General features: G+C 47.8%; 13 protein-coding genes and 1 pseudogene. 10 read left to right on the top strand and 4 right to left on the bottom strand.

Features of this window, described 5'->3' with window-relative positions; genetic code table 11:
- Positions 1 to 266: 266 nt before the first annotated feature.
- A complete protein-coding gene (locus ACFODX_RS14290) occupies positions 267 to 806 on the top strand; it encodes a hypothetical protein (protein WP_378120334.1) in 540 nt (179 codons plus the stop codon).
- Between the two features lie 15 nt (positions 807 to 821).
- A complete protein-coding gene (locus tag ACFODX_RS14285) occupies positions 822 to 2,207 on the top strand; it encodes a tetratricopeptide repeat protein (protein ID WP_378120331.1) in 1,386 nt (461 codons plus the stop codon).
- A 94-nt stretch (positions 2,208 to 2,301) separates the two neighbouring features.
- On the opposite strand, the gene nfuA is transcribed toward ACFODX_RS14285, so the two are convergent.
- On the bottom strand, positions 2,302 to 2,889 hold the full coding sequence (nfuA, locus tag ACFODX_RS14280; RefSeq protein WP_324259095.1) for a Fe-S biogenesis protein NfuA: 588 nt from the start codon (positions 2,887 to 2,889) through the stop codon (positions 2,302 to 2,304).
- A 309-nt stretch (positions 2,890 to 3,198) separates the two neighbouring features.
- Between nfuA and metH the strand changes: the two genes are divergently transcribed.
- Positions 3,199 to 6,921, top strand: coding sequence for a methionine synthase (metH, locus tag ACFODX_RS14275; RefSeq protein ID WP_378120329.1), 3,723 nt, complete (start codon positions 3,199 to 3,201; stop codon positions 6,919 to 6,921).
- Between the two features lie 616 nt (positions 6,922 to 7,537).
- On the opposite strand, the pseudogene ACFODX_RS14270 reads toward metH, so the two are convergent.
- Positions 7,538 to 7,642 (bottom strand): annotated as a pseudogene (locus ACFODX_RS14270) (ATP cone domain-containing protein); the annotation flags it as partial.
- 370 nt (positions 7,643 to 8,012) lie between these two features.
- On the bottom strand, positions 8,013 to 8,138 hold the full coding sequence (locus ACFODX_RS14265) for a hypothetical protein (protein WP_378120326.1): 126 nt from the start codon (positions 8,136 to 8,138) through the stop codon (positions 8,013 to 8,015).
- Between the two features lie 255 nt (positions 8,139 to 8,393).
- On the opposite strand from ACFODX_RS14265, the gene ACFODX_RS14260 reads away from it, so the two are divergent.
- From ACFODX_RS14260 to ACFODX_RS14230, 7 genes are all read left to right on the top strand, one after another.
- Complete coding sequence (locus ACFODX_RS14260) at positions 8,394 to 8,738, top strand: addiction module toxin RelE (RefSeq protein WP_378120324.1); 345 nt, start codon at positions 8,394 to 8,396, stop codon at positions 8,736 to 8,738.
- A complete protein-coding gene (locus ACFODX_RS14255) occupies positions 8,735 to 9,046 on the top strand; it encodes a helix-turn-helix domain-containing protein (RefSeq protein ID WP_378120322.1) in 312 nt (103 codons plus the stop codon). The genes ACFODX_RS14260 and ACFODX_RS14255 overlap by 4 nt, the downstream gene beginning before the upstream one ends.
- 12 nt (positions 9,047 to 9,058) lie before the next feature.
- Positions 9,059 to 9,280: a penicillin-binding protein gene (locus ACFODX_RS14250; RefSeq protein ID WP_378120319.1), complete on the top strand. Its 222-nt coding sequence runs from the start codon at positions 9,059 to 9,061 to the stop codon at positions 9,278 to 9,280.
- 67 nt (positions 9,281 to 9,347) lie between these two features.
- Positions 9,348 to 10,196 (top strand): C39 family peptidase, encoded by an 849-nt coding sequence (locus ACFODX_RS14245; protein WP_378120317.1) that lies wholly within the window; start codon positions 9,348 to 9,350, stop codon positions 10,194 to 10,196.
- A 90-nt stretch (positions 10,197 to 10,286) separates the two neighbouring features.
- Positions 10,287 to 10,691, top strand: coding sequence for a hypothetical protein (locus ACFODX_RS14240; protein WP_378120315.1), 405 nt, complete (start codon positions 10,287 to 10,289; stop codon positions 10,689 to 10,691).
- Positions 10,692 to 10,823: 132 nt separating this feature from the next.
- The gene (locus ACFODX_RS14235) at positions 10,824 to 11,936 is read left to right on the top strand and encodes a PilT/PilU family type 4a pilus ATPase (RefSeq protein WP_378120313.1); all 1,113 of its coding nucleotides are present in this window, start codon (positions 10,824 to 10,826) and stop codon (positions 11,934 to 11,936) included.
- A 198-nt stretch (positions 11,937 to 12,134) separates the two neighbouring features.
- Positions 12,135 to 12,845, top strand: a complete 711-nt coding sequence (locus ACFODX_RS14230; RefSeq protein WP_378120311.1) for a 16S rRNA (uracil(1498)-N(3))-methyltransferase — start codon at positions 12,135 to 12,137, stop codon at positions 12,843 to 12,845.
- A 49-nt stretch (positions 12,846 to 12,894) separates the two neighbouring features.
- Here ACFODX_RS14230 and ACFODX_RS14225 read toward each other — a convergent pair whose 3' ends face one another.
- Positions 12,895 to 15,339 (bottom strand): putative bifunctional diguanylate cyclase/phosphodiesterase, encoded by a 2,445-nt coding sequence (locus ACFODX_RS14225; RefSeq protein WP_378120309.1) that lies wholly within the window; start codon positions 15,337 to 15,339, stop codon positions 12,895 to 12,897.
- Positions 15,340 to 15,517: the final 178 nt, after the last annotated feature.

The following is a 15,517-nucleotide window of genomic DNA, read 5'->3' as shown; positions in this document are numbered from 1 at the left end:
GGTAAGGAGCCAGGTCGCTAGGTAAAGAAATGGATTACGTACCCTCAAGCTTGCAGGATCATCCAGACCGAATCCTTCGTATTCACCAGCAATAAATAACCCGACACCTGTAAATCTTTTTGATCCCAAGGGGGACTAGCCCTGTCGCGTTTAATACAAAGCCACTGTACTTTACAAGATACAAGAGTGATACAGAGGAGGTTATTGGTACTAATAAAGGAGAGAAGGTATGATTGCGTGCTTATTAATAAAAACAGGGACCTACTATGACAAGAATGCTAAACACCACGACAACGACAAGAATGCGGCTCAGATCCTTGGTGCTGGGGGCAATTTTCCTGCAACTACTTGGCTGCACAACTGTAACGCAGCAACCCAAAAACATAACCACGCCTTTTCACACTTCGGACTGGCAAACAGAATTACCTAAAGAAGGAACTGCCAGAATCAGTTTTAGCCTGCCCCAATATGCTACTGCAGAAATAAGATTATTGAAGGGTAAATCAGAACCTAAAAAAAACCCTGCCACAGTCATCAGACTAACCGATGAAAATTGTACCCTTGGTCATTTAACCTCGGTCAGCACATTTAAAAATTACGCCGAAAAGATTCACTACTTTGAACAAGAAGCGGCTTGGAATAACAACCATAGTCTTACCCTGTCGTGGAATAAACAGGGCAAGCTAAGCGTTCAATTGAATGGCGAGCAAATGGAAGTATCGCTTGAGCGTGATATTAATAGGTTACACATTACCAGCGCACACAAACCGGTTTACATAGAACAAATTGAATTCGCAACAAAATAATAGCAAGGAGCTTATATGTCTTTATCAAACAAAACCAAGTTTATAGTTGCAGCACTCATCACATTGTGGAGTAATTTTCTGTGCGCTGACTTTGAGCTTGGAATGAATTACTACAATGCCGGTGACTTTGAAAATGCCTATAGGGAGTTTTATGACGCTGCGCGCTACGGTGATCACGATGCACAAAATAATATTGGCGTTATGTATTACCGCGGTGAATACCAGCCCAAAAATATCATTATGTCATACGCCTGGATGGCACTCGGCGCACAAAATGAACCTGCGAGCGACGCAGCGCTGCACAACAAAATTTTGGCAAAAATGACTCCCGCTGAGCAACAAATAGCCAAAGAAGAATTTCAAAAACTATTAGCAGAATATGGCGATGCGGCGATAGAAGAAAAACTAACTCCAGCACTTGCTGGCACTTCTCTTGATGTTAAAAGCCAGCGTGCGATTAAACGGGTTCCACCTAGCTATCCAGATGCCATGCTCAGACAGGGCGCATCCGGTTTTGTAGATATGGTTTTTACCATCGACAAACACGGGTTTACGCGCGACCACACCCCTACCTATTCTGTTTCAACCGCATTTACAAAAGCAGCAACCACGGCGCTGCGTCAGTTTCAATTTGAGCCGATGAAAGTAAATGGAAAGCCGGTAGATGTTAACGGAATGCGTATGCGGTTCACATTTGAGGTTAAGGGAACTAGCTACAGCAAAAGTAAGCTCGATAAAACCATCGTTGATATGCGCGCAAAAGCCGAATCGGGGAGCGATAAAGACAAGCTTGGCTACGCCTACTTCCTGGAACTACTCCCCTCTTTCGCCAGCGATTACAAAACTGATGACAACCCCAATAAATGGTACGTAGAGGCCGCCAATCAGGGCAATGGCGTGGCGAGCTACTTTCTGGGGCGCAATATTCTTTACGGCAATATGTGCACCCAGAATTCAGCGCAAAGTATGGGTTGGTTGTTAAAAGCGGCTAAATCCGGTGTTGTGGATGCGCAATACATGCTCGCAATAGAATCCTTCAGTGGCGCGCGTTTTGAAAAAAATGAAGATAAAGCTTTTTATTGGCTAACACGTTCAGCAACTACCAGCCCAGCTGCAAAATTACGCTATGCCTGGATACTCGCAACACATCCAGACACCAAACGCCGTGATGGAAAACTGGCGAACCAGTACCTTTCACAAATTGCCAAGAACCATTTGGATCGCCAGACTTACTTACGCACCCATGCTGCAGTTGCAGCCGAAAATGGTGATTTCAAACAAGCGGTTAAATGGCAAAAACAGGCATTAAGAGACGCGCGAGCGCTGGATCTGCCTGATGAGTATTTACAACAACAACTCGCCAGTTATTCCGCACAAAAACCCTGGCGAGAAGAAATTTAATCGCGGCAATTAATGCCACAGAAAATAAAAATCCCGCTGCGGTTACACCCCAGCGGGATTTTTTATATCAAGCACTTCAATTTCACATAGGCAATTACATATAGGCGTTAGTACGATCCGTATGGTCGGTGACATCGCGAATGCCTTTTAGCTCTGGCAGTTTATCCATTAGCTGGACTTCAATGCCCTGCTTGAGGGTGATGGCGACCGACCCGCAACCCTGGCAACCACCACCGAATTTGAGTACAGCGATCATATCTTCGGTCACTTCCACCAAACTCACATTGCCACCGTGGGAGGCAAGGCTGGGGTTTACATCGTTATAGAGCACATAGTTGATGCGATCTTCCAGCGGGCTGTCGTCGGTCACGCGCGGCATTTTGGAGTTGGGGGCGCGAATAGTGAGCTGGCCGCCCATGCGGTCGGGTGAGTAGTCCACCTTGGCGTCTTCCAAAAATGGCAAACTGCGCTCTTCAAAATACGCGTTAAAGCCTTTGAGCGGCACCACCACATCGCCCTCTTTTTGCTCGCCGGGGCGGCAGTAGGCAATACAGGTTTCCGCGCTGGGTGTGCCGGGGTTGGCGACAAACATGCGAATGCCTATACCGTCGTTGTCCTTTTGTTTATCGAGCAGTTCTTTCAAGTAGTCCTGGGCGGATTCGGTGATATCAACGTTGACCATATAAACCTTTCAGAAGCTGGGGGCATTCGCTGAGTGATAACTACCGACTTGGCGACTGCACAGATGTACAAATAATACCCGATTAAATTACTCGGGTATTCTACTGTAAACTCCCCCCGCAGGCACTAGCCACGCCGGTAAAGAAGCCGCTAAATTTCTATGGGGGTCATAGTCATAGTTGATTAACCGGGCTAAACCAGCGCCCCAACGTGGCTTTTCTGCTAGAATTTGCGCCACTTTTTCTATATCAAACTTTTTTGATATAGCTCTGCCATTTCTTATCAAGCTTTATATACAGACAGGTTCCCCATGACTGCACCCGCTGCCCTGCAAGCCCGCATTAGTTCACTCCACCAAGCCATTAAAGAGCGCATCCTGATTCTGGATGGCGGCATGGGCACCATGATCCAAAGCTATAAGCTGCAAGAGGCTGACTATCGCGGCACACGGTTTGCGGATTACCACATGGATATCGCCGGCAATAACGACCTGCTCAGCATCACCAAACCCGAGGTGATCCGCGAGATCCAGCGCGCCTACTTAGAAGCCGGTGCGGATATTCTGGAAACCAACACCTTCAACTCCACGCGCATTTCCATGGCCGATTACGACATGGAAGACTTGGTGCCGGAGTTAAACTTCGCCGCTGCCCGACTCGCGCGCGAGCTGTGCGATGAGTTCACCGCCGCCAACCCCGGCAAACCGCGCTTTGTGGCCGGCGTTGTTGGCCCAACCAGCCGCACCTGTTCTATATCGCCCGATGTAAACGACCCCAGCGCGCGCAATGTGACCTTTGATCAGTTGGTGGAAAATTACGTTGAAGCCACCGATGCACTGGTCAAAGGCGGCGCCGATATTATTTTGATCGAAACCATTTTCGATACGCTCAACGCCAAAGCCGCCGTGTTTGCGGTGCACAAATATTTTGATGAAGCCGGTTTTGAATTGCCGATTATGATTTCCGGCACCATTACCGATGCCTCTGGCCGCACCCTATCCGGCCAAACCACCGAGGCGTTTTACAACTCCCTCGCCCACGCGCGCCCACTGAGCATGGGTTTGAACTGTGCGCTCGGCGCCAAAGAGTTGCGCCAATATGTGCAGGAAATGTCGCGCATCGCCAACTGTTTTGTGAGCGCCCACCCCAACGCCGGTCTGCCCAATGAATTTGGTGAGTACGACCAAACCGCGCAAGAAATGGTGGCGATTGTGGAAGAATTTGCCGCGAGCGGCTTCCTCAATATTATCGGCGGCTGCTGCGGTACTACACCTGCGCACATTAAAGCCATCGCCGAGGCCATGGCCAAATACCCGCCGCGCCAAATTCCCGAGATTGAACCCGCGTGCCGCTTGTCTGGCCTTGAGCCGTTTAACATCACCAAAGACTCACTGTTTGTAAACGTGGGCGAGCGCTGCAACGTGACCGGTTCGGCGCGCTTTAAAAAATTAATCGTGGAAGAGGACTACACCACGGCGCTGGAAGTAGCGCTGGAGCAGGTGGAAAACGGCGCACAGATTATCGACATCAACATGGACGAAGGCATGCTCGATGCCGAAAAAGCCATGGTGAAATTTTTAAACCTGATTGCCGGCGAACCGGAAATTGCACGCGTGCCAATTATGGTGGACTCCTCCAAATGGGAGGTGATTGAAGCCGGTCTGAAATGTATTCAGGGCAAGCCGATTGTGAACTCTATTTCGCTTAAAGAAGGCGAAGAAGAATTTTTGCAAAAAGCCAAACTCTGCATGCGCTACGGCGCAGCCGTGGTAATTATGGCCTTTGACGAAAAAGGCCAGGCCGACACCATGGCGCGCAAAAAAGAAATTTGCGAACGCTCTTACCGCACACTGGTCGATAAAATTAATTTCCCACCGGAAGATATTATTTTTGACCCGAATATTTTTGCGGTCGCCACCGGCATAGAAGAACACAACAACTACGCCGTAGATTTTATTGAAGCCACCCGCTGGATTCGCCAAAACCTGCCCCACGCCGGCGTGAGCGGCGGTGTGTCCAACGTGTCCTTCTCCTTCCGCGGTAACAACCCGGTACGCGAAGCCATTCACTCGGTGTTTTTGTACCACGCGATTAAAGCCGGCATGAACATGGGCATTGTGAATGCCAGCCAGTTGGCGGTGTACGACGATTTGCCGCAGGAATTAAAAGACAAAGTAGAGGATGTGATTCTCAACCGTCACAGCGGCAGCACCGAAGCGCTGTTGGATATTGCCGAAAAATATCGTGGTGACGGCGCAGCCAGTGAAGCAAAAGAAGACGCCGAATGGCGCTCATTGCCCATTGCCAAACGCATCGAGCACGCATTGGTAAAAGGTATTTCCACCTATATTGAAGCGGATACCGAAGAAGCGCGTAAGCACTACCCGCGCCCGCTCGATGTCATCGAAGGCCCACTCATGGATGGCATGAACGTGGTAGGCGATTTGTTCGGCGCCGGCAAAATGTTTTTGCCGCAAGTGGTTAAATCCGCACGCGTCATGAAACAATCGGTTGCCTATTTGCAGCCGTTTATCGAAGCCGAAAAAACCGAAGCTTCCAAACCCAACGGCAAAATTTTAATGGCCACAGTAAAAGGCGATGTGCACGACATTGGTAAAAACATTGTCGGTGTAGTGCTGCAGTGCAACAACTTTGAAGTGGTTGATTTGGGCGTGATGGTGCCCTGCGATAAAATTCTGGACACCGCCATCGAACAAAATTGCGACATCATTGGGCTGTCCGGTTTGATTACACCCTCACTGGATGAAATGGTATTTGTCGCGCGCGAAATGGAACGCCGTGGCATCAACAAGCCATTAATGATTGGCGGCGCTACCACCTCCAAAGCGCACACCGCGGTAAAAATCGACCCGGTATTTAACCTCAACCAAGTGGTGTACGTGGCAGACGCTTCACGCGCGGTGGGTGTGGCCAGCACACTCTTGTCCGATGAACTGCGCCCCAAATTTGTGGAAGATTTGCAGCAGGAATATGTAGAAGTGCGCGAGCGCAACGCCAACCGCAAACCGCGCGGCACAGTGCGCTCCTACCCCGAAGCCATCGCCAAGGGTTTAAAACTGGATTGGGACAACTACACTCCGCCAGCACCCGCCTTCACCGGCATCAAAGTATTTGAAGATTACGATTTAAATACGCTGGTGGATTTTATCGACTGGACACCATTTTTTATCAGCTGGGACTTGGCCGGAAAATTCCCGCGCATTCTAGAAGATGAAATAGTCGGCGAAGCCGCGCGCGCCTTGTGGGCAGACGCGCAACAAATGCTGCGCAAACTCATCGACGAAAAACTGATCCGCGCCAACGGTGTCATCGGTTTCTGGCCAGCGAATTCCGTGGATAGCGATGACATCGCCGTATTTGATGCAAACGGTAAACAAATTTCCACACTGCATCACATTCGCCAGCAACATTTAAAACAAGGCATGGAAAGCAAACCGCACATGTCACTCGCGGATTTTGTCGCCCCCAAAGCAACCGGCAAACAGGATTACATCGGCGGCTTTGCCGTGACTACCGGCATAGGCGCAGAAGAACTCGCCAAGGAATACCAAAACGCGGGCGACGACTACAACAGCATTATGGTCAAAGCCCTCGCCGACCGTTTGGCCGAAGCCTTTGCTGAACACATGCATCAACGTGTGCGCAAAGAATTCTGGGGTTACGACCGCGATGAAAATCTGACGAACGAAGATTTAATCAAAGAACAATACAAAGGCATCCGCCCCGCCCCCGGCTACCCCGCCTGCCCGGATCACACCGAAAAGGCCACGCTGTTCAAGTTATTGGATGCGGAGAAAAACACCGGCATCACCCTAACCGAACACTTCGCAATGCTGCCAACCGCCGCCGTATCCGGTTGGTACTTCGCGCACCCGGAGGCAAAATATTTCAATACGGATAAGATTGAAAAGGATCAGGTGGAGAGTTTGGCGTTGCGTAAGGGTGTATCAGTGCAGGAGATTGAGCGCTGGTTGAGTCCGGTGTTGGCTTATGAGCCAGGGGCTGCGGAGTAATTCGTAGCCCGCAAGGAGTGAACGGATTGCGGGGCTTTGCCGAAAGGTGAAGCCCGCATTTCGCTAGGCTTCATGCAGGCTAGTTGCTAGGTGTTTCATGGAGCGAATTGCAAGCAATCCGCTCCATGATATTTAGAAAAACACAATAATAACCGTGATTAAAACAACAATAGTTGATAGCAGTAGTTTTGTACTTACTTTCAACCGATCAACACACAAAAGTAATCTCAGTAAAGATTCAGCACTAGCCGATTTTGACTCCAAAATAACCAACTTCAAATTTTTCTCTTCCACTTCCAAAGAAATTTTTTGATTCGCCATAAAAATGATTCCTGCAAATTGAGTATAGAAAGTTAAAAAAGCAGTTACTTCCATACACAACAGAATCAGTTTTACCATCTACTTTTGGCATTAGCTTGTTTCTTATACATCCAAACAAATTTGGGGTGCGTCGAATTTTTCGTATAAAACCGGTAAATTCCATCTTAACCAATAAGCACTTTATACCTTCAATTATTGCCCTTCTAATGCAATTAATGGTGTAAAAATCTTTATAACTTCTTAGCCCGAAGGTGCCATACGCATCAATCCTTCCCCAACGAGTTTTAAAATTATTCGAATTGCTTTCAAATGCAGAAAACGCCTTCGTCATTGCAATAGCAATTTTCGAAGCGTCAAATGGAACAACAGTTCCATTTCGTTTAATAACCCTTAGCTCCCCCCTCAACTCTCTTTCAAGCAGCTCGATATTAATTACTTTGTGGATCCCAACTAAATGTGAATTATCTTCCTCTCGGCAAATTGAACTATTCATATGATGATCTCTCGTTCACTTCCATTCACTTTTATTGCCACAGTGCCGCCATTTTTCTGGGCCTCTACGGCAAGCTTTAAGAGCGTCAAAGATCTGCGCAACACATCAGAATTATTGCTTAAATGCAGAGCCACTCGGAGCTCATCTATCAACTCAAGAGTATGTTCATCAAACCTGTAAGATTTAAGAGTTTTCGACATAATCAAAATCTACGCTAAAACAATGTATGCCAAATGTACATACAATTAACATACATTGCAATAGAACTCGAAAAATATCATGACTTCCCTTTTTTAATGGTTTCAACCACCGTAGTACTGGGGCGCTTCTTAGCTTCGCTGACGGGAATGAATTGACCAGTTTTAGCGTCACGCCCGATTTTTGAGGATTTTGATTTAGCCATAACATGCTTCTATTGAATTGACTGGATATGGGTTTTAAGTACAGAGCACAACATACTGTACAGGCATCCAGACCCTACGCCGATCAAAAAATATACGCAATACCTGTATATAGATAATTTTTTTGTTTAAACACAGAATAATCCAACATATTGGGTCACATGCAATTCAACAGCGAGACTCCAAATCCAATAGTTTCAATTTATACGCTACGAGCGTATAGTTAAATCTGTACGCAAATAACGTATAGGGATATTATGAAAGCAACCTTTGTGGAACTGCCGCCGTTTGAGCGGTATCGAAAGAACTACCTTGATGACGAAGCGTTTCGCGCTCTCCAACAGGAGCTAATGCAATCGCCTCTGGCGGGCGATGTCATGATGGGCACAGGAGGTTTACGCAAACTCCGCTTTTCTGACCCGCAGCGAGGCAAAGGTAAACGCGGCGGAACGCGGATTATTTATTATTGGTGGGATGGCGGTTCGCAATTTTGGTTATTCACGCTCTACAACAAAGACGAATTGGCAGATTTAACCAATGACCAACGACAATTACTTTCTCAAATGTTAAAGCAAGAATTAAAAGCCAGAGGTGCCCAATGAAACGCAACTTGTTCGACGAGTTAAGCGAAGGCTTTCAATCACTCCGCGATGAACGCGAGGGTAAAATCACTTTAAAGAAACATGCCGCTGAAAAAATTGCAGCACCTGAATTAAAAAGTGGTGAACTTGTGCAGCTGCGCGAAAAACTGAATGTATCCCAAGCAGTGTTCGCACAATACCTGCGCATTAATAAACGCACATTGGAAAACTGGGAGCAAGGCCGTGCAAAACCTAATGCTCAGGCAGCTGTGTTAATTAAATTAGTCGAGAAATATCCCGATACCTTATCCCGCTTGGCAAATGTTTAAATGGAGCACGCTATGACCGAAGTAACACGTGACGAATTACTCGAAGCTTTAAAAATTGCCTTTTGTTATATGCCTAAAGCCATTGAGGTAAACAAATACGAATACGGTGATAGATACCAAACCGTGCTCGACCATATTCAAACAGTGCGTGAAACTCTGCTAATGAGTGGTATAGACCCGGAAGAAGTTTATGGTGAGGTGAACCCGGATATCACGCCGAATTCCTCTTACTGAAAACCGATTACTAACTTTATGGCTTAGGCAGTAATGCCAATTTTTTAACTGATACGGAAATTAAAAAATGAATAAAAAAATTATTATCAGCGCCCTCACCTTTTCATGTGCCTTTAGCGCTGCAGTAAACGCTGAAATTATTCACTGTAAAAATGCTGCAGGTAAATTGGTATACACCGATAATCCACGCAATTGTGCGGATAAGCATCAATTACCACAAACAGTAAAAATTACTCAAACTGAAAGCTTTTACAACGAAATCCCAGATTTACTGCAAACCTTAAACAAGGCTGGTTTTGCGGGTGATGGACAGCAATTTTGCGCACCGGTTGCGGTTTCTAATTCGCTTGTGTGGCTGGAAGACAATAAGGATGAGCAGTACCAAATTGAGTTAGTACATAAACTCAGCTCAGCAGCCTACATGAATACCAACACCAACAACGGCACCAGTGTTTATGAAGTAGCCCAAGGTGTACACAAATATGCAACAGAACGCTGGGGCAGTTACAAAACATTGCAGTACAGTGGCTGGCGGCCAGTAGCAAAGCAGTTTCGCAGCGGGCAGCAACCCACGGTGGATTGGATGACCAGCGCCTTACATCGCAAAGGCGCGGTTTGGTTGAATGTAGGCTGGTATAACCGCAATGGAACCGACTACCAGCGGGCCGGCGGCCACTGGGTAACGCTGGTAGGCTATGAACAGGGGAAATTAATTATTCACGACCCTGCTCCACGCGCGGGGCAAAGTTTTAGCAACCAGTACATTACCTTGGAACCCATCAGCGGCGGCAAGCTGATTCACAAGCAAAGAATCACGCCCGCCCAAGGTTATTTTGTTATTGCAGATGGCATGTATACCTCATCCAAAGGTTCACTCGCAGTGCTTGATGGCGCGGTGAAATTTGAGCTTTATTAACGCACTATATTTGCCTACAAAACATTACAACTCCCGCCACCAATATTTCTAAAATCCCTCAAGATAACTACCCATTTCAAAGGAGGATTTATGAAAATTATTAAGCCACTGGCGCTACCCCTCGCAATCTTAGCTGCGCTGTTGACCGCTTGCGGTGGAGCAAACTCTAACCCAGCTGCAAAGGCGGAGCCGAATATGCAGCAAGCCAAACCCAGCAAGCAGGTTAAAGTTTTTAAAGCTGACCAGTCTGTTCAATGTGAAAGCGAAGGCATTGCACTGGATGATGCGCGGTTGGAGCTGGCGAGTGCGGGAATAGATGTGATTTGTGCGCAAAAAGGTCACGATGGTTTAAACCGAATTGCCATGTGCGGCGCCGACACCGGTAGTTTGAATGTGTTTGTCATTCACCCCAACAACCTGGTGGACGCAGAAAAACTGGGCTTTCAATCCACTAGTGAATTGCCTGAGTATCAAGATCGAGTCTGCGAGAATTAAAAAACCTTCTACTAAAGCCGTTGGGCAATAAGACCAACGGCTTCATAAGCTGCCATTGCCTCACTCACCGCGCTTAGTCGCAATAATTTTCAGCTACACTCTAGCTCAATGTTCCCCCTGCATGAGCGGCTTATGGAAATCTCACAGTTTTTAAACCTGATGGTGGAAAAACAGGCGTCGGATTTGTTTTTTAGTACCGGCGCGCCGGTCAATATAAAAATAGAGGGCATTACTCACCCATTACAAATGCATACGCTGGCACCGGGGGAAATAAAACAGCTGGCCTATTCGCTGATGAGCCAAAAGCAAATCGCCGAGTTTGAAGCCAAGCTGGAAATGAATATGGCGATTTCCGCAACGGGTATTGGCCGTTTTCGTATTAATATTTTTTTGCAGCGCGGCGAAACCGGTATGGTGATTCGCTACATAAAATCCAAAATCCCGCCGCTGGCTGCCTTGGGTTTGCCGCCCAGCCTTGAAAGACTGATTATGCTCAAGCGCGGTTTGATTCTGGTCACAGGCGCGACGGGTTCAGGTAAATCCACCACGCTGGCCGCGATGATTAATCACCGCAACGAGCAGGCCACCGGCCATATTTTAACGATTGAAGATCCGCTGGAATTTATTCACGAGCACAAGCACTCCATTGTGGATCAGCGCGAGGTGGGGCTGGATACACTCTCCTACGAGGAGGCGCTTAAAAACGCTCTGCGCGAAGCGCCGGATGTGATTATGATCGGCGAGATTCGCGACTTGGCTACCATGCAGCAAGCACTGAATTACGCAGAGACTGGGCATTTGTGTTTATCCACCCTGCATGCCAACAACGCCAACCAAGCGATAGAGCGGATAATTAATTTTTTCCCTGATACTGCACGCCATCAATTATTGCTCGATTTGAGCATTAATCTGGCAGGCATTATTTCCCAGCGTTTGATTCCCGGCCTACACCAAAAATTAGTGCCAGCTGTTGAGGTAATGTTGCAATCGCCCTACATCAGCGATTTGATCAGCAAGGGCGACATTTCCAGCATTAAAGAGGCCATGAGCCGCAGTAATGATTTAGGAATGTGTACTTTTGATCAAGCGCTCTACCAACTCTTCAAAGAAGGGCGAATATCGCAGCAAGAAGCACTGCAGAATGCAGATTCACATACTGATTTGGCCCTGCGTATGCGACTGGAAGGCGGGGTGGAAACCAGTGCGACGGATAAGGCTCTACATCAGCTATCTATTGATGAATAGCACTTGCCTTGATCTACTCGGTAAAAATACTGGCTGATAAGGCTTAATCCTGCCCGCTAAAAATACGCATAAACATGCAGTAGTTTCAGGTAAGCTAATCCGGTTTTTAGTTGGGCAGCGCTCGGTGAGCGCCTATCCACTGGCCAAATAAAAAATGGCCGATGCCTGTTCACTTTTTTGCTGTAACTGATACTGACCATGAATTTAATTTTACTCTCCCCCGAAGATTTAACCTCGCCTTCCAGCGCTGTAATAACAGATTTGCGCCGTTTAACACACATCAAAAACATTCACGGCGCTGCAGTGGGCGATACACTCAAGGTCGGGATGCTCAATGGCAATATGGGCAAAGGCACAATTACGGGGCTGGGTGAAAGTGAAATTTCACTGGCACTGGATTTAACCGAGCCGCCGCCAGCAGCCCTGGATTTAACGCTGGTATTAGCACTGCCGCGCCCAAAAATGTTGCGCCGAATTTTGCAAACCATTGCGACCCTGGGTGTTAAAAAATTGCACCTGATTAATTCTTACCGCGTGGAAAAAAGTTATTGGCAAACGCCGTTTTTGGAAGCGGCCAATATTCATGAGCAATTATTACTAGGCTTGGAACAGGGCTGTGACACGCGCTTGCCACAGGTGCACCTGCACAAGCGTTTTAAACCTTTTGTGGAAGATGAATTGCCCGCGTTAATTGCGGGCACCCGCGCACTGGTAGCGCACCCCTACACGCCCAATGTTTGCCCCAGTCAAATTGATTATGCACTTTCGCTGGCCGTTGGCCCTGAAGGTGGTTTTATTGAATACGAAATTGCACTGCTGCAAAAATGCGGTTTTGAAGCGGTACATTTGGGTGAGCGGATTATGCGGGTGGAAACCGCCGTGCCGTATTTATTGGGCCGATTGTTTTAACGCGGCCCTTATTATTTTTGGCAGGCTTTTGAGGATTGTTAACGCAGTTTTACCTATTTTCCCGCGCCAGTATCACTTCAAATTCGTTGATGGGTACGGCGCGGGAGGCCAGATAGCCTTGGTAATAATCGCAGCCGTAGGATTTTAAAATTTCCAGTTGCTCTTTTTCTTCCACACCTTCAGCAACTAATTCCATATCCAGCAAACGGCCCATGGTAATAATCGTTTCTACCAAGACCCGGTCGTTGCGATCCACAATAATATCGCGCACAAATCCCTGATCGATTTTTAACGTGCTTACTGGCAGACGTTTCAAGTAACTGATGGATGAATAGCCGGTGCCGAAATCATCGAGCGAGAAGCTGACGCCCCGCTCATTCAGGGTAGTCATGGTCGCAATCGCATCATCCACTCGCTGGATAACTATGCCCTCAGTAATTTCCATATCGAGCGAATTGCAGGGAATAGCATATTTATCCAGTACGGCTAGCACATCGTCCACAAAGGCATCGCGGCGGAATTGGCGCGGGCTGATATTAATACTGAGCTTCATACCTTCTTGCCAAAGCCCGGCTCGTTTCCACTGCACTAGTGTTTTGCAGGCATCTTCCAATACCCACTGGCCGACATCGATAATCATGCCGGAGGTTTCCAGCACGGGAATAAAATCGCCCGGCGGTATCATCCCTTTCGCTGGATGATTCCAGCGCAGTAGCGCTTCAGCGCCCACCACGCGGCCAGACTTAATATCGATTTTGGGTTGGTAATAAAGCTCAAATTGCGCTTCATCCAACGCGCGGTGTAAATCGCCTTCCATAGTGAGCTGGCGACTCACTTTATCGGCCATTTCTTCGTTGAAGAATTCAATCGAATCGCGACCCTTTTCTTTTACCTGGTACATGGCGGTGTCGGCATAACGCAGCAGCTCATGTACGGAATTATTTTTGTCCGGATAAACCACCACCCCCACTGAGCAGGTCACACGCAATTCCATGTTGTCGTACAGGTAGGGTTGGGAAATGATGGTGCGAATTTTTTCACTGATCTCGCCCGCGCGCAGCGCAGCAGTTTCTATGTTTTGATCCAGCACTGTGAGCACTACAACAAATTCGTCGCCACTCAAACGCGCCACCAGATCTTCTTCGCGCACTGACTGCTGCAAGCGCTCGGCAACCACTTCCAACACCCGGTCACCCACCGGATGACCCAGTGAATCGTTAATGGTTTTGAATTGATCCAAATCGATAAATAACACTGCACCAAAATAACCGTGGCGTTCGGCGCGGCGCAACTCATGCTCCAAACGCTCCACCAGTTGCAGGCGATTGGGCAGGCCGGTCAGTGCATCGTGGTGCGCCATAAATTCCATTTTGGCTTGGGCATTTTTGCGCTCGGTAATATCGACCGACACAATAAGCGCAACTTTTTCGTCGTAAAACGCCAGCGGCATAATGTGGGTTTGCAAAAATAATTGTTTACCCGTCGCGGTCACAAAACGCTCTTCAATAACATCCAGCTCTTCATTGCCGCGAATCACGCGATAATCATTTTGCAGCATGGTGTCTATATCAAATACTGAATTTTTGAGTAGCTGGCGCACGTGCAAGTTGCGCATTTGTTCCGGCGTATAACCCAATTCATTGGCGAGGGCTTTGTTAGCAAACAGGTAATAGCCGGCGATGTTGCGCGCACCAATCATTACCGGTAAGTGGTCGATAATCTGACGTAGGTGCTCTTCACTTTTGCGCAGCGCTAATTCCACCGCGCGGCGTTTGGCGAGGGATAATTCCACCACATCTAACAATTGGTTGGAGCTGGCAATTAACTGGGCGAGTTCATCTTTGCGATGCGGGGGTAATTGGGTGAGGCGGTTTACACCGGGGTGATCGGGGTTGATGTTGTTGATCTCACGCGACAAACGCACCAGCGGTTTAGTGAGGGTGTAATAAAACACAATAAATAACAGCAATACCAAAAACATATTGCGCAATAAACCAGTCATCAACGCCGTTTTGGAGCGGTTGTAAAAACCCTCCAGCGCCAGATCCATGTCCACCGAAAAACGGATACTGCCCGAGGTGCCATCGCTGTAGCCCGGCAGTAATAAATTGGCGGTGTATTCGCGGGTATTGTCGGTAATTCTGCTGGTGAGCCAGCGGGTGGTGACTTCCGGGCGCGCGCTGCTGCCTTGGGCGAGCACATTGCCGGTATCGTCATAAATCACCACTTCATAAATAAAACCGTAGCGCAGCAGGCCATTCACAACTTCGTAGGAGAGTTCATCGTCCAGTGTGGATACCGAGCGAACGGCCGGCGGCGTAGCAACCTGGATAACACGGTCGATAAGGGATTTAAGTTCTTTTTCCTGATTGAGGAAATCCAGATAAAGCTGAACGGAACTCAGCAGAAAACTCAGCACAAACGCCAGAATGATGCCGATCTTGGCAAGTTGAAAAGATATGCCATTAAAAAATGAAGGCGCTTTATCTCTCATTAACCTTGGACTTCCGGGATATGAATGTTTTTATCGGGAGGGCATTTACGTTACATCCGGGAGCGCAACTCTGGCGGCGTAATCGCTGCAATTACCCCGGATGTTTCCTTGTTTCGCCAGAGTATAGAACAAACTAATCGCTGGCGCCGGAATCAATAAATTTATTTTCATAAGTTTC

It is taken from the genome of Cellvibrio fontiphilus (assembly GCF_042646205.1).
In the GTDB taxonomy this organism is placed as follows: domain Bacteria; phylum Pseudomonadota; class Gammaproteobacteria; order Pseudomonadales; family Cellvibrionaceae; genus Cellvibrio; species Cellvibrio fontiphilus_A.
This window is presented reverse-complemented; position numbering and strand designations above follow the sequence as displayed.